A 22281-nucleotide genomic window follows, 5' to 3' on the forward strand; every position below is an offset into this window, starting at 1 on the left:
TAGATGGGATGACGGCTGCACAGCACGCCGGGCATGCGGCGAAATAGCTCGGTGGCCATGCCGACTTGGGACGGCGTGCGACGCAGATCCAGCTCTGGCCTGGCTCTCAGGGTGTCGAGGAGGCCGCCGATCTTCGGGTCGCCGAAATAGAACGCGGGCATCGCCAGCGTGCGCTCGGGGCCGACGAGCTCCAACAGGGCCTTGACGAGCTCCAGGGGGCCCCCCCGGTACATCGGCGCCAGCTTGTTGATAGAGCTGTGCACCATCAAGCAATCGAAATCCGCGCCGATACGCGACTCAAGGTGGCTGCATAGGGCTCGTGCATCGAAGGTTCCGTACACCAGCTTCAAGAGCGGGGCAGACTGCTTTCTGACCGAGAAATAGGCATTGCGCAGCGCGAGATGATGCGCCGGCGACAGCAACCTGTGGGTAAGGCCCGACAGTGAATCGACAATTGACATCTTGTCGCCCCGTGACTCAGCGGATGTCGCGGCTGTCGAGGTACGCGAGGATGGCTTCGACGGACGTGAGCTTTGAGAAATCCTCGACCTCGAGGTAAATGTCGAATGTCTGCTCGATGGCCATCATCAGATTGACGTGGCCTAAGGAGTCCCAGGCGGTCAGGTTATCGGCCGAGGTGGTCTCGCTGATCTTCTCCGGGGCGACGTTCAGCGTTGTGGCAATCGCGTCTTGCAGTTGAGCGAATATGGACATAAGCAGTTCTCCATGATGTCCGCACGGCGACGTGCGGTTAGAGCGCAGCCGGCGTTGGCGCTGCGGGGGCACTGCGGCGGGTCAGTCAGTCTTCCGACTGAACGGCGCGCCGTTCGATTCGGTGACGACGATCGGCGATTTGGCAGCCAGCGACACCGCCGGGCCTTGGTCGAGGCGTCGCTCATGGCGTCCGTCTGCCCGGCGGCTGAATCCCTGCTTTGGCAAGAAGTCCGCGACGAGCCCGTTCTTGCTGGTTGGGAGGTAGTCTGCGAAGAACGTCCGGACGCCTTCCTGCTTGAGCTTGCGGAGCAGGGTCTCAAGGAACGCCTGCTCAGCAGTGCGCCCGATGACCCGGCACGACATGAGAAAACTGTCTAACTCAGCGGCGGCGTCATCGAGCCGACGCACCAGGGCCAGTCCGACGATGCCGCTGTCGCCGAAGATGTCCGTCAGTGAGAAGTGTGCAACCAGCCAGTCCTGCGCCGCGATGAGGTCCGCAAGCTGCTGCTCGTCACGGCGGCGCGTCGTGAGATTGAACTGGTTCGTTTTCTGGGTCAGTTGCGCGAGGCGGCCGACATGCGCGGCGCTGTCGTAGACGACCTGCATGCGCATGTCGAGCGAGGACAGGTAGTCGCCCAGCGCCCCGGCGTCCTGGCCGAAGCGCGCTTTGTGCGAACGGCGCTCGCGCTCGGCGATGTACATGCCCGTCTTCGACTGGTCCTCCGCTGTGAGCGACAGTGTTTGGAGGCGAGCCACGTGCTCCAGAGCAGTCGGCACGTCCAGCGGTTCATGCGGCATCTGGACGGCTTCGACCTCGGGCAAGAGCCGGCGAACGGCTGCGATCTCATGGGCACTGTCGTCGACGAATACGAACGAGCTGAGGCCAAGGTTCAGCTCGTCGGCCAACTCGCGGAGGTTCGTGGCCTTGTCCAGCCAGTTGACGCGTTTAGCGACGAAGTGGTGGTCCTTGATGAGCTGGTGGGGATGCGAGCTCAGCACGTGCTCGACGTCGGCTGCGTTGTTCTTGCTGCACAGCGCAAGCACGAATCCACGCTGTTCCAGATCGAGCAGCCGGCGCTGGAAGTCGAGGTAGCAGTTGCCCGGGTAATCGGGCCCCAACGCGATACCTTCGATACCATCCTCGCCGATGATGCCGCCCCAAAGCGTATTGTCTGCGTCCAGTGCGATGACCTTGGCCTTGGGCCGCTTGGTCAGCACGCCGACCTCCACGATGCGGGTCGCCACCTCGAAAGCAGCGCGCGGCGCGAATGGGAAGCGCGCCGAGTACCAGAGCCGGCGATCGAAAAAGTGACTGCGGCCGATATCCAGCAGCAGCTCGTCAAGGTCCAGCAGCGACGCGGCACGCATGGAGGTCCGCAGACAGGCGGCGATGCGGCCCTTCAGATCGCTCCACCAGCGTGCCTGCGAGCGCTCGGACTGCGCATCGAAGGTGCCGAGCGCGGGGCCGATGCGTGCCGGCAACAAGGCTAGGACCATGTGCCCGATCGGCTGACTGCGAAAACGCTCCAGGATCGAGCAGAGTCGGTCGAGCACCACGTCGGCGACTTGCCGCTGTGTATCGGCATCGTGCTCGACCAGCGGTGCGTTGAACGCGGGGTGAACGGATTCGCAGTCGAGTAGGAGCACGGTCACGTCGGGCGCGTGAGACACCAGGCCGGAGTCGGGCTCGGCCTCCTGCAGGCTCAAACCATAGGGTGCGTGGTAGATGTCGATGCCCAGACCCTGGAGCGCGGCTGCGAGCTTCAACCAAGGGTCCAACAGCTCGCTGGTGAAGCTGCGGACGATGCCGATGCGCAGACTGCCCTCTTCGGGCTCCAGTGTTGCGCAGTGCGCGACCAGCTTCTGCGCCCACATGACATTCAGCCGGTCGCTGACGCGCGAGACCAGCGCGCGCAGCTCCGGGCGCGAGCACGCCTGCAGCGTACTGTCGATGGGTATTGGCTTTGTCAAGGACGGGGGACTCGGAGCCGAAGGCTGCAGACTTGCGGGTGGCGGAGCGCCAAGGTTCCGCCGACGCGGTAGGGGCGGAATGGCTGCCGCGGCGAAAAATAACACTGGCACTGATGCGGTGCAACACGCCTTCCGGCTCTGCCAGCGAGCGGGTTACGCCACACGGCGCTCCGTGCCGGGCGTGTCGGTCTGAGGCTCCGCCTCGCCGGGGGGTTATGCCAGGCGCTCCACCTCGAAGCCCACCACCGTGCGCTCCTTGCGGCTGAATTCCACGCCGATCAGGTGGATCGGCACGCCGCTCGCGCGGTGCTTGTCGGCATAGCCGCGGTCTTTGATTTGCTGCAGGGCGCGGCCCGCGGGGCTGAGCTCGACGACCTTGAATTCGAACAAGTACACGTTGCCGTTGAAGCGCAGCGTCATGTCCAGGCGCCCGGCGTTGCTGCTGTCTTCCGGGGTAATGTCCAGGCCCAGGGCGGCGAAGTAGGTGTAGAAGATGCTCGCGTAATAGCCCTCGTACTTGGCGATGTCGTTCTTGGTGTAGCACTCGCCGGGGATGCTGTCGTAGAAGGCCCGGAATAGCGTGTGCATGCCGTCGAAGTCGTTGGCGAGCAGCAGCTCGTAGAGTCGGCTCGGGCGCAGCGCCGGGTCCTGCGGTACCGGGGCGAGGCTCTCCAGCAGGGCGCCGGTCAGGCTGGCCTGTACCTCGATGTTCGGCCAGCGCAGGCGGTACTCGATCAGCGCGCCGAGCTGGCGCACCGCGTCGATGGTCAGGTAGCCGGTCTGAAACAGCAGCGCCTCGGTGGCGATGTGGTCCACGTCGAAGGCCGAGAGCAGGGCGTCGCTCGCGAGCAGCCGGCCGAGCCGCGGGATGAAGACGCCACGCTTGAGCAGTAGATCGACCAGGAAGGTCGGTGTGGCGGTCTCGAACCACCAGGGGCGGAACTGTCGCTCTTGAAACAGCAACAGCACGTCGAAGGGGTTGTAGACCGCCTCGCCGGTCCAGTTGTAGCCGTTGTACCAGGCGCGGATCTGCGCCCGGTCGAGCTCGCCGATCTCCGGCGCGAAGGTTTGCTCCAGGTCGGTCTCGGTGTAGCCGCAGATGGCCGAATACTCCCGCGAGACGGTGATGTCGCGCAGGTTGTTGAGCCCCGAGAACAGGCTGACCTTACTGAACTTGGACACGCCGGTCAGGAACGCGAAGCGGATGTCGGCATCGGCGCCCTTGATGACGGAGTAGAGGTTGCGCAGGCCATCGCGCATGGCCCGGGCGGTGTCGGCATCGGCCAGGTTGTCGAGGATCGGCTTGTCGTATTCGTCCACCAAGACGACAACGCGCTCGCCGTGGCGGGCGTGGGCCAGGCGGAGCAGCTCGCTGAAGCGGATGGCGACACCCGGCTCATCCGGCAGCGCCACGTCGAGCCGCTCGGCGTTGAGGCGCAGCAGCTTGTCGATGCTCTCGTCCAGCTCAGCACGATCGCGCAGCACGCCCTCGGCGAAGCTGAGCCGCACCACCGGAAACCGCCGGCCCCAGTCCCAGTGCGGATGCGCCGCGAGCCCCTCAAACAGCGCCTCGTCGCCCGCGAACAGCTCGGCCAAGGTGTCGAGAAACAGGGACTTGCCGAAGCGGCGCGGGCGCGACAGGAAGTAGTGCGAGCCTTGCTCGATCAGGTGCAGAGCAAAGCCGGTCTTGTCCACGTAATAGCAATCGCTCTCGCGGATTTTGCGGAAGGTCTGGATGCCGATGGGGAGTCGCTTGCGGGTCATGGCGGCGCGGTCCTGGCATGCAAAGCGGCATTCTAGCCCGCCATTGCGCGAGAGCGGGTGTGTCCCGCGGAAGGACAGTGGCCACAGCCAGAGCACGACTCAGGTGTCTCCAACGGCCGGCGCCTCATGAGCTCAATCACGCAGCGTCATCCCGAGCAGCAGGTTCTCCCGCGCCGCGAGCTCCAGCCCGAGGACGCCGTCGCGGACCGGGAAGCGGCGGCCGTCGAAGACCTCGCGCGCCTCCTCGCAGAGGCCAAGCGTGGCGATGGGCAGCTCGACGCGGGCGGGCTCGGCGGCGTTGTTCAGCACGGCCACAAAGGCTTGGCCGCGACCATGGCGCGCGAAGGCCAGGTGCCGTTCGCCGACGGCGAGTAAGCCATGCGCGCCATCCGCGAGCACGGGCTCGTCGCGCTTGAGCCGGGCCAGGGTGCGGTAGAGGGTGCGAAAGCGCTGATCCCAGTGCGCTTCCCGCCATTCCATCGGCCAGCGGCAGCCCTCGACGCTGTCGGCATCGCCGATGAGGCCTACCTCGTCGCCGTACCAGATCGACGGCGCCCCCGGCAGCAGGAACTGGAGCATGACGGCGCCGCGATAGCGCTCCCAGTCGAAGCCGGGGCCGTGGTGGACCCGATGGATGTCGTGGGAGCCGAGCAGGTTGAGCTGTAGCGCGACATGCTGGCTGGGCAGCCGGTCCAGGGTCTGGCGGAGCATGGCGGCCAGCTCGTGGCCGGTCGCTGGCACGCGGGGCTGCGGCGGGAAGTCCGGCCCGTCCGCTTCGAAACGCACCTGCTCGCCGAGCCAGCGCCGCAGCGGGCTCGCGCAGCCGAAGTAGTTCATGGCGCCGTCCCACTGGTCGCCGCGCTGGTAGTCGCCGGCGTCCTCCCAGTGCTCGCCGACGATGTAGGTGCGCGGATTCTCGGACTTGATAGCCCGGCGCACGCCGCGCCAGAGCGCATGACAGAACTGATCCGGTCCATGGCGGCCGGTGACGTTGCCGACGTCGAAGCGCCAGCCGTCGATCTGCCATGGGGATCTTAGCCAATGCCGCACCAGGGCGTCGTCGCCCTCCCAGATGCATCGGCGTAGCGCGACGCTGCCGTAGTTGAGCTGCGGCAGCGTCGGCACGTCCCACCAGCCGTGATGGCCGCCGCGGCCGTCGGGGTAGTAGAAGCCGGCCTCCGGTGAGCTCGGCTGGGTACGGGCGCGGGTGAGCCAGGGGTGGTCCGAGCCCGTGTGGTTCAGCGACACGTCCAGCACCACGCGCATGCCGCGGTCGTGCGCCGCGCCGGTGAGGGCTGCCAGCGCGGCGTCGCCGCCCAGTGCCTCGTCGACCTGGAAATAGTCGATGCAGTCGTAACGGTGCGTAGTGCGGGCGCGGAACACCGGGGTCAGATAGAGCGCGCTGACGCCGAGGTCGTCCAGGTAGTCCAGCTTCTGCGTGATGCCGGCGAGGTCGCCGTTGTAGAAATCGAGGCAGCGCCCGTCGGCGTAACTGAGCGGTGGCGCGCCCCAGTCCATGACCCGCGGCGTGCCGCCGTCGAAGCGGTACTCCCCGGGCTTGCGGCCGACGCCGGAGTCGCCGTTGCAGAAGCGGTCCGGAAAGATCTGGTAGAACACGGCGCCCGGCACCCAGTCGGCGCCGGCAAAGCCGGGCAGCAGCGACCAATCCCGGTCCTCGCTGGGGTTGATGCTCTGCACGCCGGCGCGGGTGAAGAACAGGGGGTCGGCGTCGGTGCGGCAGAGAAAGTGCCAGTGAATCGGGTCGGCGTGCGGGATCGGCAGCTCGCCCTCCCACCACGCGAAGCGCGCGCCTGCGCCGGTGCGCCGCATCGGCAGGCGCGCCGAGTGGCCGCTCAGCACGGCGCGGATGTCGACGCCGTGGAGCGGCGCGTCTTTCCACACCTTGAGCCGCAGCCGGACGCGGTCGCCGACGGCGGGGTCGAGATCCGAGACGTGCTCGGCATTCACCGCGAAGTGGAGGGATTGCCGCCAGTTCATTGCCGAAACACCGTCCTCACCGTCCGATCGTCTCGTTGTCGTTGTCGTTGTCGTTGTCGATTTCGATTGACGACCACGACAACGACAACGAAGGCCGGCGATGATCGAGACTTGGCTCGGGGCAATCGCGGGGGCGTGCTCAGCGCAGCCTCAGGATTGTAGAGACCAGCGCGCGGTCGATGTCCAGCGCGTCGGCGATCTGCGCCGGTTCGAGCCCGAGCGCGTGCAGCTTGGCAACGGCGGCGGTGCGGATGGCATCGCGCTCCGCCTCGGCTTGCTGGCGGGCCTGCTCTTCCTGCTGCCACATCGGGTAGATGAAGTGCCGATAGACGGGGTCGTGACGCAGCGCCTCGAACGGCGTGCGCCCGAGCAGGTCGCGGATGCGGAACTGAAAGCCCGCGAGGAGGCGCGAGCGCACGATGCCGTCGCTGCCCTGGATCGACTCGAAGTCGTCGCCGCTGCCGCGCGCCAGAAAGGTCAGGCAGTCGGGGTCGTGGTGGAGGATGTAGTACTCGCTCACGCCGCCTTGCGCATAGTCGCGGCGCTTGTGCACCTCGTCGCGCTCGCGCGTGGCGCGGTCGCTGTCGGACAGGGACTCAATGCAGAGATCGAAGGTGCCGCGATAGGAGCGATCGAGGTCGCCGAGCTGGACGAGGTTGTCGCTGCACACGAGGCCTAGGTCCGGCTTGCGAATGACGACGCGATCGGGGAGCGCGAGCCGAAAGCCATGATCCAGCCCCGTGTATTGGGCGATGGGGTGGACCTTCAGGAATTCCGCGAGCAGGGCGCAGAGCCAGTTGAAGATCCAGAAGGTCAGGTTGTCCGACAACCGCTTCTCCTCCAGGCGGCCGTTGTTCCACTCGTAGCGCGCGCCGCGGAATTCGTAGTAGTAGGCCCAGTAGTCCGCCTCGGACACTCGGCGGCCGTCGGCTTGCATCAGCTCGGCGTCGGTGGGCTGAACGTCGTTGTTGGACAGGGCCTCGGCGGTGACAGGCATATCGGCAGCCCTTGGGCGTGGCGCGACTGGGCATGGCGCGACGGGTCGGCGCGCAGCGACCCGTCACGCCGCTTAAGTATCGGCGCAACGCTAGAGCGAGGTCGCGCGCGCGTCAATTGTTTTTGAAGCGTTCCTGACCGTCGCGTCAGCTCGACAGCGGCCCCCGTTCCGAGCGGCCCGCCGTCAATCCTGCTCAAGCAGCAGGCTCCGCGACGACCTGCGCCCGGTCGGCATCGAAGGCCCGGGCCGCGCTGATGCAGCCGAGCGGCACCACGATCATGGTCAGCGGCACCGCGACGATGGGACCGAACAGGAGCGAGATGGCCATGCCCTCGAAGATCGGATCGAACATGATGGCCGCAGCGCCGGCCATCATCGTGAGGTCCGTGACCCAGATGGGCCGCATGCGGGTCTTGCCGGCCAGCAGCACCGCGTCCTGCACCGAGAGCCCGCGCTGCACCTCGGTCCTGGCGAAGTCCACGAGCAGAATGGAGTTGCGCACCTCGATGCCGGCCAGCGCGATGAAGCCGATCATCGACGTGGCCGTGAACTCGGCGCCCAGGAGCCAGTGTCCGGGCACGATGCCAACGAGCGTGAGCGGGATCGGGCTCATGATGATGGCCGGGTGGATGAAGTTGCGAAACTCCCACACCAACAAGATGTAGATCAGCACCAGCGCGGCGCCGAAGGCCATGCCGAGATCACGAAAGGTCTCGTAGGTGATGGTCCATTCCCCGGTCCACTCGAAGCCGGAGCGCGCGTCGCTGGCCGGGGCGGCCGTGAGCGTGCCGGCCAGGCCGGTGACGCCGTCCGGGGTGGTGTAGTCGCGGAGCTCTCGGGCGACGCCGAGCATGCCGTAGATGGGCGCACCCAGGCGGCCCTCCATCTCGCCGGTGACGTATTCGATGGGGCGCAGGTCTTTCGCGTAGCGGATCGGGTCCTCCGCGGCCGGCTCGAAGCGCCCGAGCTCCGACAGCGGCACGGTGCCGCCAGCGACGCTGTCGATGGGCAGGTCGCCGAGCCGGGACAGGTCCGCCCGCGCCGCGAACGGCAGTTGCAGCACCAGATGCGTCGGCTCCAGCGGCTGGCCGCCGTCGCCGCCCTTGACATCGCCGAGCACATGGCCGCCCATGGCCATGTCCAGCCCGCGGTTGATGGCGCCGACGGTGACGCCGCGGCGCAGCGCCTTCTCGGTGTCCACGGCAAAGTGCCAGCGCAGCGACGGCTCCACCATGTAGGTGTCCACGTCGGTGACGCCGGGCGCGCGCTCGAACATCGCCGCCAGGTCCCGGGCCACCTGCCGGCGGGTGGCATCGTCCGGCCCGTGCACCTCCGCCACCAGGGTTTGCAGCACCGGCGGCCCGGGCGGCATCTCGACCACCGCGATGCGCGCGCCGAGCCGCTCCGCCACGGGCTGCAGCGCCGCGCGCGCCGCGGTGGCGATCTGGTGGCTGGAGCGCTCGCGGTCGCGCTTGTCCGTGAGCATCACCTGGATGTCCGCCTCCCAGGGCTGCTCGCGCAGATAGTAATGCCGCACCATGCCGTTGAAATTGAACGGCGAGGCGGTGCCGACATAGCTCTGGAGCGCCGTCACCTCCGGGATCTCGCGCAACAGGGCCGCGAGGCGGTTCACGGTGTTCGCCGCCTGCGGCAGCGCCGTGCCCTCCGGCAGATTGACCACAACGTTGAGCTCGGGCTTGTTGTCGAAGGGCAGCATCTTCACCGCCACCGCTTGGGTGTACAGCAGCGAGCAGGCGGCGAAGAAGGCGGCGACGATGCCGACCAAGAACACCCGACCCAGGGTCCGGTTCTGCGCCAGCGGGCGCATGATCGGGTAGTAGATGCGCTCGATGGTCTGCTGGATGCGCAGTTCGTGCGCCTCTGCGGCCTGTAGCGCCCCGAGCGGCGGCCGCAACTGATACGCCCACCAGGGCGTGAAGACGAAGGCTGCGAACAGCGAGAACACCATCGCGACGGAGCCGAGCAGCGGGATCGGCAGCATGTACGGCCCCATCATGCCGCTGACGAGGCCCATGGGCAGCAGCGCCGCGAGCACCGCCAGCGTCGCGATGATGGTGGGGTTGCCGACCTCGCGCACCGCATCCACGGCGATGTCGACGCTGGTGGAGTCCGCCTGGAGCCAGCGGCGGAAGATGTTCTCGACCACCACCGTCGCGTCGTCCACCAGGATGCCGATGGCGAAGATCAGCGCGAACAGGCTGACTCGGTTGATGCTGTAGCCGAGCGCCCAGCTCGACCAGATGGTCACCAGGATCACCACGGGAATGACCGTGATGACCACCAGCGCCGGCCGCCCGCCGATGGTAAGCCAGCACAGGATGCTCACCGCGAAGGTCGCGCCGAGCAGCGAGAACAACAGCTCGTTGACCTTGTCGTTGGCTGTCTTGCCATAGTCGCGGGTGACGACGGCATGCACATCCGCCGGCAGCAGCCGACCCTTGAGCTCATCGAGCATGGCGAGCACGTCGCGGGCAACATTGACGCCGTTGGTGCCTTCCTGCTTGGCGATGGCGATGGTCACCGCCGACGCGCCGTCCGTGCGCGGCCAGTCCGGCGGCTGGGCCGGGCCGGACGCGTAGGTCACCAGGCGCGAGGTCTCCTCGCCGGCGTCGATGACCCGGGCTAGGTCCCGGAGATACACCGGCACCCCCTGGTGGGAGCCGACCACGAGCCGTTCCACATCCGCGGCCGTGCGCAGAAAGTGTCCGGACGACAGGCGAAAGTGCGTGCTGCCCTGTTCCATGGCGCCGCCCATGCGCTCCTCGTTGGCGCCCTGCACAGCCCGGGCCACCTGCTCCAGGCTCATGCCGAAGCCGGACAGCCGCTCCGGCAGCACCTCGATGCGGAGCTGCCGCCGCCGCCCGCCGACGATGAAGGCCTGGCCGGTGCCCTGAACCTCTTTGAGCCGCTGCATCAGATCCACGCCGATGGTGCGCAGCGCGACGTCGTCGAACACCTCGGACCAGAGCGTGATGGTGACCACGGGCACGTCGTCGATGGTCTTCGGCACCACCAGCGGCATCTCGACGCCGGGCGGGATCTTGTCCAGGTTCTGCTGGAGCTTGTCGTGGATCTTGACAATGGACGGCCCGAGCGGCTCGCCCACCTCGAAGCGCGCCGTCACCATACCGCGGCCGCGCTCCGCGGCGGAGTAGACGTGCTTAATGCCCTTGATCTCGCTCAGCATCCGCTCCAGCGGCCGCACCGCGAGCCCGGCGACCTCCGCGGCGGACGCACCGGGATAGCGCACGAAGATGTCCACCATCGGCACCGAGATCTCAGGGTCCTCCTGGCGCGGCGTGAACAGGAGCCCGAGCACGCCCAAGCACAGGAAGGCGATGAAGAGCAGCGGCGATAGGGGCGAGTCGATGAATTGCCGGGCGAGGTTACCGGCGGGACCCAGCGGCAGGCGCGGCCGTGCGGGGTTTGGCGGGTGATGGGGGTCGGACTGTCGGGTCCGCTGACCTGCGATCTCGTCCGGGGGCGATTGCTCGGGCATGGCGCTCTGGCTGCAAAGAGGCGGAGCCGGGCCGGATACGAGCTTGGCCGTTCTGAGATTCCCGGGGCAAGTATAGGCGCAGATGCGGGGTCTCGTTATCCATGCCCCGAGAACGCGTCGGCACAAACCCGACTGAAGCTCTCGGCGCGGGCGTCCGGCGGCTGCGCGCGGGCCGAGGGCCTGATGCCTCAGCGCCCCGCGGCGGCCGGCCAGATACCGCGCAGGTAGGCGCTGCCGCCGAGCTGGCGCATCTGCCGGCTGATCCAGTGCGTGCGGCGCTCGACCCGCGCGGATGGTGCCTCGACCCGGTAGTGGACGGGGTTCGGCAGCACCGCCGCGAGCCGGGCGGCCTGGGCCGGCGTCAGTGCCGCGGCGGGGCGGTCGAAGAAGCGCCAGCTCGCGGCGCCGACGCCGAAGGTCTCAGGCCCGAACTGGGCGATGTTCAGATAGACCTCGAGGATGCGCTCCTTCGGCCACAGCAGCTCCAGCCAGAGCGTGAGCCAGGCCTCCAGGACCTTGCGCGGCAGGTCCTGCCCCGGCCAGAGGAACAGATTCTTTGCCGTCTGCTGGCTGATGGTGCTGGCACCGCGCAGCCGCTTGCCGGCGCGGTAGTCGGCCCAGGCCTTTCTGAGCTGCACCAGGTCGAAGCCCGCATGGTCCGGAAAGCGCTGATCCTCGGCGGCGACGGCGGCGAGCGCCATCGCCGGCGGGATTGCCGCCGCCGGCACCCATTCGTGATAGAGCCGCGGGCGCGGCTCGCCGGCCCAGGTGGCGGCGACCCAGTGCCGGAGCATGAAGGCAGAGGTGGGCGGATCGAGCCAGCGCAGCACGCCGATGGCGAGCACCGAAGCCAGCGCAAGCCCGGCGACGGCGACGGCGAGCCCCGTGCCGAAGCGCCGCAGCAGCCGCATCCCCCGGCGCCGGGCGGGCCGCGCCGCAGGGGGCGTTTGTTGGGCCGAGCTGCCCTCAGCCACGCAGCAGGTCGGCGTTCATCTGCCGCAGTAGCAGGCTGCGAAACTTCTTCGCGCTCAGGAGCACCGTGTCGCTCCAGGGCTCGGCGTGGCCGGTCTTGGTCTCCAGCCAGGCCGCGAAGGAGCTCCGCGGCGAGCGCATATTGCTCTGGCCGTCGAACAGCGTGCTCTTGCGCGGGTCCCCGGCCCAGTACACCGTCTGCGGCTGCTCCGGGCGGAACCACATAAAGACCCGATCCACCGGCGCCGGACCGGCATAGGTGATGACGCGCACCGCCAGCAGGCCGCTGGCCTCGCGCTGGTAGGCCGCCGCCGCCGCATGCTCGGCGCCGAGGCAGTCGGTGGCGTAGACGGGCTCCGGGTGCTCGGCCACAAGCCATTGTAGAAGCTCATGCAGCGCCGCCGTCGGCGGCGTGCGGCCGAAGGTGAGCAGCTCGCCCCCGGCGGTCTGCGCGAAGGCCGCGCCGTCTGCCCGCGTCAGCGCGAGCAGTGCGTCGCCGACGTGGAAGTCCTGATCGGCGCCGGTCTCGAAGGCCGCGATGCCGGCGGCGAGCCGGCTGATGTCCCGGTCGCTGTCGCTGACGGCGCCCAGGCGCTGGGCAGTTTGGTAGCCGGCAATGCCGAGGGAAAAGACCTGCACCAGGTCCGCGCAGCGCTCGCGCAACTGCAGCGGCAGATGCCTTGGCGCGTGGTGATGGCAGGCGATGAGACCCCAGAGGGCGCCGTTCAGCACCACCGAGAACGACAACGACGCCGTGACCTCCATGTTGCGCAGGTAGTCGATGTGCACCGGCGAGACGGCGCGCAGGTCCGACAGGGTCAGGTCCGGCGTGAAGTCCGGCATCGCGAGCACCGGCACGGGGTTCGCCGCCACTGTCGGGATCTGGCGGTGGCGATTGGCGAGGTACAGGGCGCGGGCGACTTGCGGGATGTCGGACGCCGGATAGCGCAGCCCCAGATAGGGCGCGAGCCCCGGCTGCGCGGCCTCCGCGATGACCTCGCCGCAGGCGTCCGGCAGGAAGCGATACACCATCACGCGGTCGAAGCCCGAGACGCGCTGCATCTGCGCCGCGAGCAGGCTGCAGTGGGCCTCCCACTCCTTCGGCGAATGCGGCATGCGATACAGCGCATGCGGGACCGGGCGCAGGGCATGTTGCTGCTGCTCGCTCGGCAGCGCGGTCTCCAGCTCCATGAGCCAGGTGTCGGCCGTGCGCGAGACGATGGCGTCGAGCGGCCCGCGCGGGCCTTGGACCAAGTCCACGAGCACCAACTTCTCGGCGTGGCCCTGCCGCGCCGGGGGCGGGGTGGCGATGGCGTGCTCCAGCTCCGCGATGGGGTTGCGGCTGGTAGCCGGGTCGGGCTCCGCCCGGGCGCTGCCGAGCCGGGCGCCGAGCTCCGCCAGCAGCGGCCAAAGTGCCCGACCCAGCAGGCTCGCCGTCGGGCGGCCGAGCCAGGCGTCCAGGTCCGCGCTCACCGCGCGCACCGTCGCGTCGCCCAAGCGCCCGCCGAGAAGCGCGCCATAGGGCTGGATGGCGCCGATGTGGTGCAGCGCTTCGCGCTCGCATTCCTCTAAGAAACCCGGGTCGAGTGTGCTCACGGGTGTTGTCGTCTCCGCTTGGTTCTGCATCGCAGATGCTGTCCGCAGCGCCGGACGGCAAGGACGGCGCTTGGGGCCCTGCCGGCGCGGCCCGGCTCAGCTCAGCTCAGACGGGGGCGGCGCTGCGCATCGCGGTGTGCATGAGCGCGAACACCGCGAGCGCCCCGTCCAGCACCGCCGCGTCCTTGCCCGGGTGGCGCTGTGCAAAGTCCTCGACGGCGGCACCGAAGCGGCGCCAGTCGGTGTGCTCGTGACCGGCGCGAAAATCGAGGAAGGCCACCGGCAGCGGCCCGTCGCAGGCCCAGTGCTCGCCGAGCCGGCGCGCGATGAGCTGCCCGCCCAGCGTGGCGCCCTCCAGCACGTAGAGCCCGCCGAGGGCCGCTGCCTCGGCATTGCCGCCGGCCGTTGTCAGCAGCCCGCGCAGCTCGGATTCCAGCCCGGCGGGCGTTGTCTGCATGCTGCCGTCAAGCCTGCCCAGCGTCGCGAGATCCCGCCGCAGGGCCGGCAGCTTGGGCCGAATGCCGAGCGCCGTCAGCTGCGCCGGGGACACTGCGGCATAGAGCGCGGGCTCCACCGCCGCGTAGATGCCGTGCATCGCACCAAGGTACTGCGCGAGGCCCGCAGGTGTGGGCTGCTGCGTTAGCACGTGGCGCATCAGCGGCAGGTCCTCGGTCGCATCGTGCACCGCGGCGGTGTGCTCGCGCAGCCGCTGCATCAGGGCTGCCGACGGCGCCTGGCGCGGCATCGGGCGAGGTCCGGCCGCCCGCCGTCGGGTCGGAACCGCGCTCATTGGCAGCAGTACCCGAGCGTAACCCGGCGGCGGCGAGAGGCGCGACGAGGCGTGCTGCCGATGCGCGGCAGGGACAACCAAAGGGCGGAGGATGTCATGGAGCGGGGCAGCAAACAGGCGCGCGACAGGGCGTTTGAAGCAAGCCGGCAGTATAGCCGCGCAGGCGGCCCAGCACAGGCCCGCCGAAGAGGCACTGGGCGCCTGTCAGCGCCCGCGTCGGCGGCGGGTTCCTGCGGCTCCGCCGCTAGTGCGGCCTGTGGTGGCAGAACCGAAAAGGGCGTGTTGCGGCCGAGCCTTACCATGAAAGTTGCGCACAGCGCGCTCCTCAATCTCCCTCTCCCTCCGGGAAATGGCCGGGGTGAGGGAAACGGCCATGGCGAGCAGCGCCTTTCATCCTCCGGGGTGGCGCTGGTCGCCATGGCCGTTAGCCCCAGAAAACGCTTGGCCTGACCCGTCGGCATCGGCGCATCCGACCCGCGCGCGCCCGTGCAACCCGGTGCACTGTTCACCGGATTTCGACGCAGCCGCACCTCGGCAACCCTGCCCATGGACAGCACAGCGCCAAGGCCGCCCCCCTTCGTCGGCCGCACCCGGTTTCCCCAGGTGGCGGTCGATTCACGCTACGGCGGTACGACCCGCGGCCGACGGATGTGCTCGCCGCCGCGGGCTGGTGGTCTCCGTGGGTTCTTCTTGGTGTGGGCAGGATGCCACCGCTCCCGGCCGGGGGCGGGATGCCCTCGCTCCGGGAAGCGGCGTGTCTCGTCGTCATCTCGCGACACCGCTCCAGCGGTGCCGCGCCTCTGCGGGCGCTCTGCGCCCTGTGCGATGGCCGTCCGGAACCCCGGCTCTGCCGCGTCAGCGCTCGCCCGTATCGTACGCCCTCAGATCCGAGTCCGTGGACCAGATCAATACCCGAGACATCGAATGGCGTCGCTTCGCCTGTTCCCACTTCCCAGTTCCCACTCCTTGATGATCGTGTGGTCGCTCAGGCTCACGCCTTCATTCGTCTTGGTGGCGGACTTGTTGCGTTGAGCGGATTCCGGGAGATTCTGCAACCAGTCGGCGAATTCCTTTCCGGAGGGGAACTGCGTCGGGCCGTAAGGTGTTTCGCCGGCAATGGCGCTGCACACATTGGCCACGAAGATCGCCGCGAACCGGCGACGCAAGGCGCCGTTGGCGAGACGGGAGATGTGATTGCCCTTTTCCAAATGGACGCCGCGGGCAGCAGCAAATGGTCTCTTGCATTGATGTGCCGCTCGAGCTCGGCGAATACGGCATCACGCGCTTGATTGCGCCCCGGCACGTCCAGGATGTTGAGGTAAATGGACGTATCGATCAGGACGATGGCGCTCATGCCTCGGGTGCCGACACCGAGCGCATGCGCTCCAGCCAGTCCAAGGCTCGCCGCTTGCGCTCTTCGGGGCCGGGGTGGTGCTTGACGAAGCGATCGAGCACGCCCGTTGTAAGCAGGTGGCCGAGCGGGGCTTGCGCAATCAGCTCCGGATAGTCCGGCAGGTCAGACAGCCGCACCAGGCGCGATGAGCCGTCGTCTGGATCGCGATAGCAGAACACCGCATGCGGCACCGCTACGTCCGGCAGCGCGTCCAGCAGCGCCGGGTTGTGCGTGGTCAGCAGCACGCGGAGCTTTCGCGCTTCGGCGATGGACTGGATGCGGCGCAGCAGGTGATGGGCGCGGCTCGGGTGCACGCCGTTGTCGATCTCCTCGATGACGACGAGGCTGCCTTCCGGCGCCGAGAGCATGGCCGCGGCGACGGCGAGCACGCGCAGCGTGCCGTCGGACAGCAGCGCGGCGTCGCAGGCGCGTTCTTCGCCGCCGAAGGTCTCGATGAGGCGGAGCATGACGCCGCCGCGGGGCTCGGTGAGGAAGTCGATACCTGCGATGTCTTGCTCGGGGAGGCTGCGGATGAAGTCCAGAATTTGATCGCGCGCCCAACTCTGTCTTGCTTCGACCAGTTCATGGAAAAGCTCGGGATCGTCCGCGCTTAGGTCCGACAAATCTTCGGCATAGGTGTCGGCATCCCATAGGTCTTTGATGACGCCGGAGAGATTGCTCCCATCGCCGTGCAACGCGAGATCCGACGGGTGGGCATAATCCCGCATCCTTGCTGGTGCGGGGTCAAGGAACAGGATATTCGCGAGTCGCGCCTGGTAGGCTTTCGCGACCTTGGGTATTTCTTCGCGGGATCTCCGGTACTTCTCCGCAAAGGTTGCAGGACTGTCCAGTTGACTGAATATGGCGGTCTGATCGGTGCAGGTGATGCGCGGCTTGTTGGGGCCTTGCTTGAAGTTGTTGTAGGCAACCTCCGCGTCGGAACCGCGACCGCTGGATGGTTGGACGATGCGATAGAGCGGGTACGTTTCGCTCGCGCCGGAAATGGACTCTTGGGCGATGTGCAATTCATCAAATCGATGGGCGACGGCGATATCAAGCTTGCTCCATCCGGGCTCATCGGTGTCGCATTGGAAAGCAAATTCCTTTTGCCCGCGATACCCGATGTCCTGAAGCCGCCCCCGAACAAACCGCTCCGACTCCTGCACCGAGTACCGAATGCTGGAGAACTTCTGCCCCTGTGCCAGCCAAGAGAGCATTTGCAAGCCCTCGATCGCATTGCTCTTGCCAGACGCATTGGCGCCGATCAGCACCGTCAGCGGCGCGAGCGGCAGCGTCGCCTTGCGGTAGCTCTTGAAGTTTTCCAGCGTGAAGGCGGTGAGCATGGCGACGATGCCTGCGGGTTGGCGGCGCTTGGGGTTGGCAGCGATTGCGCGTTGGATTCAGTGCTGTTGGAGCGGCTACTACTGCTGCTGCATCAACTGGCGCTGCAAGGCCGTCTCAAGTCGGTATTCGGGCTCGGATGCGGCCGATGGAACATCCTGCGCTCCCCGAACAGCTTAACGCCGACGCGACAGCCTTGGCGCTCGCTCACCTCGGCACCCAGCTCGCGAGAGCGCTTCGATCTCGCGCAAGGGTATATGGTGCCGGAAGTCGGCCGGGCAAAGATGGCTGCAAGTGTCTTGCGCTGCTTGGCTCGCAGGATTCGGCCGGCGTCAACGCTTCATCCAAGGTGCCCAAGAATCAGCCCCAACCGCTCGGCGACGGCCTCTGCCAGGTCTTCCCGCGGCGGCGCGGGCACGATGACGGGGGCGTAGCCGAGGCGACGATAGGCGCGGAGGATGGCGTCGCCGATGGCGCGGGCGCCGTGGTCGTCCTCGAACCGCAGGCCGTCGGCGGCGAGCGGCAGGCCTTGCAGGTAGAACACCTGGCGGTAGCGCAGTCGCGCGGCGCGGAGGATCAGATCGTCGGTGGCGAGCTTGAGCTGCTCGAAGTAGGCAATGCTGTCCGGCAGCGCGCGGTCGAGGAAGAGCGCGTCGGTCGGCGCCAAGGCCTGCTCGACCGCACGCTGTCGCGCGGCGATGCCGTGCTGGATGCGGGCCTGAAGCGTGGGGCTCGCGGCGATGTCGGCGGGCGCGTGGCCGAGCTCCGCGATGTGGGCGCGGGCGGACTCGGGCACCACGCGATGCCCGCGGTCGGCCAGGGCGTCGAGCACCGTCGTCTTGCCGGCGGACGGCGGCCCGGTGATGACGGACCAGGCGGTGCTGATCGGCACCGTCTCGGGCGAGTCGGGCATCGCCGGCGCAGGTCAGTCGCTGTCCCGCCGGGCGCCGATGCCGCGCTCGCGCGCGAAGTCCAGCATGCGCTGGATGGGCACGACGGCGCGGCGGCGGATGTCCTCGTCGATCCGGACCTCCTGGTCGTGCGTGCGCAGCACCTGCTCCAGATTGACCAGCGCGTTCATCGCCATCCACGGGCAGTGGGCGCAGCTCTCGCAGGTGGCGCCCTCGCCGGCGGTGGGGGCGGCGATGAGCCTTTTGTCCGGTGCGAGCTGGTGCATTTTCCAGAAGATGCCCGCGTCGGTGGCGACGATGAACTCCTGGTTCGGCATCTCCAGCACGGCCTTGATGAGCTGGGTGGTGGAGCCGACCACGTCGGCCTGGTCCACGACCTCGTCCGGCGATTCCGGGTGCACCAGCACGGCCGCGTCCGGATGCAGCCGGCGCACGCGGTCGAGCGCAAAGCCCTTGAACTCCTCGTGCACGACGCAGGCGCCGTCCCAGAGCAGCATGTCCGCCCCGGTCATGCGCTGCACATAGCGGCCCAAGTGCTTGTCCGGTGCCCAGATGATTCTCTCGCCGCGCTCGTGCAGGTGCGCCACGATGGGCAGCGCAATGCTGGAGGTGACCACCCAGTCCGAGCGCGCCTTGACCTCGGCGCTGGTGTTGGCGTAGACGACGACGGTGTGCTCCGGGTGGGCGTCGCAGAAGGCGCTGAAGGCGTCCGCCGGGCAGCCTTCGTCGAGCGAGCAGGTGGCCGCGAGCGTCGGCATCAGCACGCGCTTCTCGGGGTTCAGGATCTTTGCCGTCTCGCCCATGAAGCGCACGCCGCAGACTACCAGCGTCTCGGCGTCGGACTCGGCGCCGAAGCGGGCCATCTCCAGCGAGTCGGCGACGTAGCCGCCGGTCTCCTCGGCTAGCGCTTGGAGGTCGCCGTCCACATAGTAGTGCGCGACAAGCACGGCATTCTGCTCGGCGAGCAGGGTCTTGATGCGGTTTGTCAGCGCCGTCTTCTCGGCCTCGCCCAAGGTCGGCCATTGCGGGTGCTGCGGCACCTGCATGCGGTCCTTCATGGGCACGTCCGACGGCGTGCCCGTGGCCGGTGCCTCTGGTGCTGCGGTGGTCATGATCGTCTCCGTGGGCGGCGTTGCCGCTCGTGTCTGGGGCTACTTTAGATAGGTGACGCGCTCGCGGTCGGTCAGCCGGTAGAGCCGGGCGGGGCGATGGTTGCCGCGCCGTTGAAGCTCGCCGGTGGCCTCGATCTGCTCCAGCGCCAGTGCCCACCTATAGAAGTTGCGCTTGTCGATTTCCGCATCAACCAGGGTCTCGTAGACCCGTTGCAGCTCCCCGAGCGTGAAGGTCTCGGGCAGGAACTGGAACGCGATGGTGGAATAGTCGAGCTTGCCGACCAGCCGCCGGTGCGCCTTGGCGATGATGTCAGCATGGTCGAAGGCGAGCGGCGGCAGGGCGTCGAGCCGGAACCAGGCGGCGTCGGCGGCGTCGTCGCCGGCCTGCACCGCAACCGTCGCCGCCGGTGCCATTGCGAGGTAGGCCACGCTGATGATGCGCTCGCGCGGGTCGCGCCCCGGGGTGCCGAAGGTGTAGAGCTGCTCCAGGTAGACGCCGACGACGCCGGTCTCTTCGGCCAGCTCGCGGGCGGCGCAGGCGTCCAGGTCCTCGTCGATGTCCACGAAACCGCCCGGCAGCGCCCAGGCGCCCGCAAACGGCGGGTTCCGGCGGCGGATCAGGAGCAGTTGCAAGGCATCGTCGCGGATCGTGAACACGGCGATGTCCGTGGTCACCGCGGGATGCGGATAGCGGTAGCAGTATGGCTTGTCGGCGGCCATGGGCGGAACGCTCGATGATGTGCGTTATCCGGCAACATAGTGTAGTAGCTACACTTCGGCAAGGGGTGCAGGCAGGGCCGAGGGCCGAGGGGACCGCCTCGGCCCTCGGCCCTCGGCCCGTGGAGCCTATAATCCCCGGCACACCGGACAGCCCGGCCGCGGGGCCGACGCCATGCATGCAAACCACCTCGCCGGGGGGATGTTCATCCTCGGCTTCGACGGAACCGCCGTGGACGCGGGCCTGCGGGAGACCGTCCGGCGCTGGCGGCCCGCGGGCTTCATCCTGTTTCGGCGCAACATCGGCACGCCGCTGCAATTGGCCCGGCTGTGTGCCGATCTGCACGGGCTCTATCCCTCCGATGACCCGCCGCTGATCAGCGTGGATCAGGAGGGCGGGCGTGTGGCACGGCTGCGTGCCCCCTTCACGGAGCTGCCGTCGGCGCGGGTGCTCGGGGCGCTGTACGCGCGCACCGGCTCGCTGGCGCTGGCGGCGCGGGCCGCCGCCGTGACGGCGGCGGAGCTCACGGCCGTCGGCATCAATTTCAACTATGCGCCGGTGCTGGACGTGGACAGCAACCCGGCGAACCCGATCATCGGCGACCGCGCCTACGGCGGCACGCCGGAGCTGGTCTCTGCGGTGGCGCGGGCGGTCATCGACGGCTATCAGCGCCACGGGCTCATGGCCTGCGGCAAGCACTTCCCGGGTCACGGCGACACCGCGACGGACTCTCACCTGGATCTGCCGGTGGTGCCGCGCGACCGCGAGTCGCTGGAGGACATCGAGCTGCCGCCCTTTCGCGATGCGGTGGCCGCGGGCGTCGCGGCGCTGATGACGGCCCATGTGCTCTATCCCGCGCTCGACCCGGACTGGCCCGCGACCCTGTCCGGCGCGATCTTGACGGACCTGCTGCGCGACGAGCTCGGCTACGACGGCCTGATCGTTACGGACAACATGGAGATGCGCGGTGTCTGGGGCCGCTGGCCCGCCGCGGAGCTGACGCGACGTGCCGTGAATGCGGGCTGCGACCTCTTCATCGGCGGCGGCGGCGGGCTCGACGGCCGCCATCCGCAGACCGAGATCCAGCTCGAGCTGCTGACGACCCTGGCCGGGCAAATCGCCGCGGGCGAGGTCGGCAGCGCCAGGCTGGCGGCCTCCGCCGCGCGTCTGCGTGCCGCCAAGCAGCAGTGTATGCTCCGATCCTATGCGGCACCGGATGCAGAGACCCTGGCGCAGCGGATCAACGCGCCTGCGCATCAGGCCCTCGTCGCGGAGCTCGCCGCGGCGCAGCAGGCCGCCGGCTGACCCTCGCACCGGCGGCTCCGCCGCCGGCCGACGCTTGCGCTGGGAGCTGGTCGGATCGTTCCCGTGCATCGCAATCGGGTGCAGGCGATGACGGCAACGACCGCCTGCGAGCACCATGATGCAGTCGACTTTGTGCGGTAACGGACTGAGCCCAGTTCCACTTCCGGGAGGTACGCGGCATGGCGGAGAGCGAGGCGACAGCGGACGCTGAGACCGACGCGCCTGCGCGGGCGCGGGTTCTGGTCGTCGACGACATGCCGGAGAACATCGAGGTGCTCGCGGCGGCGCTGCAGGCGACCTGCGAGGTGTTCTTCGCCACCTCGGGCGAAGAGGCGATCCGCATCGCGGTGACCCAGCGGGTGGAGCTGATCCTGCTCGATATCATGATGCCGGAGGTGGACGGCTACGAGGTCTGTCGGCTGCTCAAGCTCGATCCCGCGCTGGCAGAGATCCCGGTGATCTTCGTCACCGCCAAGACCGGCGTCGAAGACGAGTCCAAGGGCTTCGCGGTCGGCGCCGTGGACTACATCACCAAGCCCATTACGCCGCTCCTGGTGCAGGCGCGGGTGCGCACGCATTCGGAGCTCAGGGCCGCGCGCGAGCGGCTCAAGTCCATGGCCGCCGTGGATGTGCTGACCGGCATCCCGAACCGTCCGGCGTTTGACGAGGTGCTGGCGCGCGAGCTCCAGCGCACCCGCGTGGATGCGGCGCCGCTGACCCTGATGCTGCTGGGTCTGGATGACTTCCGCGCCTTCAACGACAGCGTAGGTTATCGCGCCGGGGATCGGTGCCTGCAGCAACTGGCGCGGCTGCTGCGGCGCCGCTCCGCGCGCGCGCTCGACTTCGGCGCGCGCTACGCGGCGGCGGTTTTTGGGCTGGTGTGCCCGGATACGGACCGGCCACAAGCCGAGGACCTCGCGCGCGATCTGCTTAACCGGGTGGCGGGGCTCGCGCCTGTCTTCGGCGACGGTCCGTCGCGCCTTCCGCTCACGGCGAGCATCTCCGGCATCACCCTGGAGGGTGCCGCGGCGGCCCCTGGCGCCGCGCCGCCGAGCGCCGAGCGCCTCGCCGAGGAGGCGGAGCGGCTGCTCGCCAAGGCGCAGCGAGCGGGGCACAACCAGCTTTGGATCTCGTCTTGGTCGGATTTGCTCGCCTGAGCGAGGAGCGCCAGGGCGTCGC

At 68.4% G+C, this 22281-nt stretch carries 17 protein-coding genes; 2 read left to right on the top strand and 15 right to left on the bottom strand.

Translation table 11 applies throughout. The features are described from left to right. The 15 genes from ML01_RS18070 to ML01_RS18135 form a co-directional block, all read right to left on the bottom strand. Positions 1-461, bottom strand: a 461-nt coding sequence (locus ML01_RS18070) for an AAC(3) family N-acetyltransferase (RefSeq protein WP_162268047.1), incomplete at its 3' end; no start/stop codon positions are given. Between the two features lie 16 nt (positions 462-477). Then, positions 478-714, bottom strand: a complete 237-nt coding sequence (locus ML01_RS18075) for an acyl carrier protein (RefSeq protein ID WP_058556797.1) — start codon at positions 712-714, stop codon at positions 478-480. An 81-nt stretch (positions 715-795) separates the two neighbouring features. Further along, positions 796-2589, bottom strand: coding sequence for an HAD family hydrolase (locus ML01_RS18080; protein ID WP_156427817.1), 1794 nt, complete (start codon positions 2587-2589; stop codon positions 796-798). Between the two features lie 309 nt (positions 2590-2898). Further along, positions 2899-4449 carry an ATP-binding protein gene (locus tag ML01_RS18085; protein WP_058556844.1) on the bottom strand — a complete coding sequence of 517 codons (1551 nt, stop codon included), beginning with the start codon at positions 4447-4449 and terminating at the stop codon, positions 2899-2901. A 132-nt stretch (positions 4450-4581) separates the two neighbouring features. Further along, the gene (locus ML01_RS18090) at positions 4582-6447 is read right to left on the bottom strand and encodes an alpha-amylase family glycosyl hydrolase (protein ID WP_058556799.1); all 1866 of its coding nucleotides are present in this window, start codon (positions 6445-6447) and stop codon (positions 4582-4584) included. A gap of 139 nt (positions 6448-6586) precedes the next feature. Further along, entirely contained in the window at positions 6587-7444 is an 858-nt protein-coding gene (locus ML01_RS18095) for a Uma2 family endonuclease (protein ID WP_058556800.1), read from the bottom strand. Positions 7445-7637: 193 nt separating this feature from the next. Further along, positions 7638-10964, bottom strand: a complete 3327-nt coding sequence (locus tag ML01_RS18100) for an efflux RND transporter permease subunit (protein WP_082674410.1) — start codon at positions 10962-10964, stop codon at positions 7638-7640. A 188-nt stretch (positions 10965-11152) separates the two neighbouring features. After that, positions 11153-11875 carry a monofunctional biosynthetic peptidoglycan transglycosylase gene (gene mtgA / locus ML01_RS18105; RefSeq protein ID WP_058556801.1) on the bottom strand — a complete coding sequence of 241 codons (723 nt, stop codon included), beginning with the start codon at positions 11873-11875 and terminating at the stop codon, positions 11153-11155. 55 nt (positions 11876-11930) lie between these two features. Next, positions 11931-13562: a GAF domain-containing protein gene (locus tag ML01_RS18110; protein ID WP_156427818.1), complete on the bottom strand. Its 1632-nt coding sequence runs from the start codon at positions 13560-13562 to the stop codon at positions 11931-11933. Positions 13563-13638: 76 nt separating this feature from the next. After that, on the bottom strand, positions 13639-14277 hold the full coding sequence (locus ML01_RS18115) for a biliverdin-producing heme oxygenase (RefSeq protein WP_058556802.1): 639 nt from the start codon (positions 14275-14277) through the stop codon (positions 13639-13641). A 950-nt stretch (positions 14278-15227) separates the two neighbouring features. Continuing rightward, positions 15228-15530 carry a hypothetical protein gene (locus ML01_RS28965; RefSeq protein WP_156427819.1) on the bottom strand — a complete coding sequence of 101 codons (303 nt, stop codon included), beginning with the start codon at positions 15528-15530 and terminating at the stop codon, positions 15228-15230. A gap of 142 nt (positions 15531-15672) precedes the next feature. Next, entirely contained in the window at positions 15673-17058 is a 1386-nt protein-coding gene (locus ML01_RS18120) for an AAA family ATPase (protein ID WP_058556803.1), read from the bottom strand. A gap of 338 nt (positions 17059-17396) precedes the next feature. Then, on the bottom strand, positions 17397-17969 hold the full coding sequence (locus tag ML01_RS18125; protein ID WP_058556804.1) for an AAA family ATPase: 573 nt from the start codon (positions 17967-17969) through the stop codon (positions 17397-17399). Positions 17970-17981: 12 nt separating this feature from the next. Further along, positions 17982-19025, bottom strand: a complete 1044-nt coding sequence (gene nadA / locus ML01_RS18130) for a quinolinate synthase NadA (protein WP_058556847.1) — start codon at positions 19023-19025, stop codon at positions 17982-17984. Between the two features lie 93 nt (positions 19026-19118). Next, a complete protein-coding gene (locus tag ML01_RS18135; RefSeq protein WP_058556805.1) occupies positions 19119-19799 on the bottom strand; it encodes an NUDIX domain-containing protein in 681 nt (226 codons plus the stop codon). Between the two features lie 172 nt (positions 19800-19971). Here ML01_RS18135 and nagZ point away from each other — a divergent pair, with 172 nt between their 5' ends. Beyond that, entirely contained in the window at positions 19972-21102 is a 1131-nt protein-coding gene (gene nagZ / locus ML01_RS18140; RefSeq protein WP_082674414.1) for a beta-N-acetylhexosaminidase, read from the top strand. Between the two features lie 179 nt (positions 21103-21281). Beyond that, positions 21282-22259, top strand: a complete 978-nt coding sequence (locus ML01_RS18145; protein WP_058556807.1) for a diguanylate cyclase domain-containing protein — start codon at positions 21282-21284, stop codon at positions 22257-22259. Positions 22260-22281 lie beyond the last annotated feature (22 nt).

The sequence above is a fragment of the Thiohalocapsa sp. ML1 genome, assembly GCF_001469165.1.
GTDB lineage: Bacteria > Pseudomonadota > Gammaproteobacteria > Chromatiales > Chromatiaceae > Thiohalocapsa.